Source organism: Protofrankia sp. Cr1 (genome assembly GCF_963555865.1).
Classification (GTDB): Bacteria; Actinomycetota; Actinomycetes; order Frankiales; family Frankiaceae; genus Protofrankia.
This window is the reverse complement of sequence record NZ_CAUVXO010000142.1, coordinates 1-1,870: the sequence shown is the minus strand read 5'-3', so window position 1 is coordinate 1,870 and position 1,870 is coordinate 1. Positions and strand designations below refer to the sequence as shown.

The 1,870-nt window shown below is 68.0% G+C and carries 2 protein-coding genes; both read left to right on the top strand.

Features of this window, described 5'->3' with window-relative positions; genetic code table 11:
* The coding region (locus tag U9980_RS13300) for a hypothetical protein (RefSeq protein ID WP_322768194.1) at window positions 1-181 on the top strand (181 nt) is incomplete at its 5' end.
* A gap of 286 nt (window positions 182-467) precedes the next feature.
* The coding region (locus U9980_RS13295; RefSeq protein WP_322768193.1) for a transglycosylase domain-containing protein at window positions 468-1,870 on the top strand (1,403 nt) is incomplete at its 3' end.

Genomic DNA, 1,870 nt, shown 5'->3' with positions numbered 1-1,870 from the left:
TCGTGGACCTGATCTGGCATGGTTCGCCATCCAGCCGCGCTGCCTGAAGCAGGCCCACCCGCCCGACGCCATCACAGGTCGGACACAGCATGTTGACTTCGCGGCCAGCAGGCTCGGGCCGATCGCCCGCAGCTGGCTGCGCGCTCACCGGCGCCGTCCCGTAGCCACGGGACCACTGTAGGGACCACGAAAGGCACGGTCGGGATATTCAGGACTTTTCAGGTCCGGATCAGAGCATAGTGTGCTCTGGCTCATACTCCAGCGCATGCCTTCGGACAACCGGGGAACTCATCGACGCGACCGGGCACACCCGGCCAGCCGCACCGCGCACAACCCGGCGGCGCGGCGCACAACATAGCCCCATCCAGGGGACGGCGAGCGCGCCGGGTTCCGGCCTGCCACGGGGGTCAGTCAGAATCTCCTCGTGGGCCACAGCTCATGTGATCATGGAAGGTGACGTCACGGCCGTGCAGAGAGACTCCGCGTTGCGGACCACCCCCACAGGTGGTCATGGCGACAGGGTGACCGGTGTCAACGACGACGGTGTCAGTGACGTTCACGGTGGCGATCGCGGTGGCGGTGGCGGTGGCGACGATGACAACGGCGGTCGTCGGCGTCGGGGTGGCCGGCTCACCCGCATCGGGCTGGTCGTCACCACCGCAGGGCTCGGCTTGGCGCTGCTGTTCCTACCTATGATCAGCGCGGTCGGCCTGTTCGCCAAGGCATCGGCCGACCATTACCTGGCTCTGCCCGCCGAGCTCGCCACGCCGCCGCTTCCTCAGAGCTCCACCATCCTCGCCGCTGACGGCAGTCTCATCGCGACGCTGCGCGGCGAGGAGAACCGCACCGTGGTTGACGGCAAGGCCATCCCGAGGGTCATGCGGGAGGCCATCGTCGCCATCGAGGATTCGCGTTTCTACACCCATGGCGGGGTGGACGTGAAGGGGGTCGCCCGGGCGGCGCTGCGCAACAGTGAGGCGGGCGACGTCCAGCAGGGCGCCTCGACGCTGACCCAGCAGTACGTCAAGAACGTGCTGCTGCAGAACGCGCGTACCAAGCAGCAGCGTGAGGACGCGGCCGGGACGTCGCTCCAGCGCAAGATCCAGGAAGCCCGGTATGCCGTCGCGCTGGAGAACACCCTCACCAAGGACGAGATCCTCGGCCGCTACCTCAACATCGCCTACTTCGGTAACGGGAACTACGGTGTCGGTACCGCCGCCCAGAACTACTTCCATGTCGGGATCGCAGACCTGACGCTGCCCCAGGCGGCGCTGCTGGCCGGGCTCGTGCAGAGCCCCTCCCTGTACGACCCGGTGAACCATCCCGACGCCGCCAGGGTCCGCCGCGACGTCGTCCTGGACCGGATGGCGGAGCTCGGCTACATCACCCCGGCCGTCGCGGACACGGCGGAGGCCACCCCGGTCACGGTCATCCGGGCCGCCGCAGCGGCAGCACAGGACTCGTGCGAGACGTCAAGCGCGCCCTTCTTCTGCGACTTCGTCCGTGCCCAGCTGCTCGCCGACCCGGCGCTGGGCACGACCGAAGCCGAGCGCGCCCGGCAGGTCCACGAAGGCGGCCTGGTGATCAGGACGACGCTACAGCCCAAGGTCCAGGCTGCGGCCCAGGACACGGTCAACGCCGTCATAGCGCCGAGCAACCCGGTATCGGCGACCGAGGTGATTATCGAACCGGGCACCGGCAACATCCTGGCGATGGCGGTGAACCGTGTCTTCGGCTCGAACTCCGCCGCCAACCAGACCAAGGAACCGTTGCCGACCACCGCGGTCTTCCAACCAGGCTCGACGTTCAAGACCATGGCCCTTGCCGCGGCGCTGGAGGCCGGCTACGGGCTGAACACCCAGTTCTATTC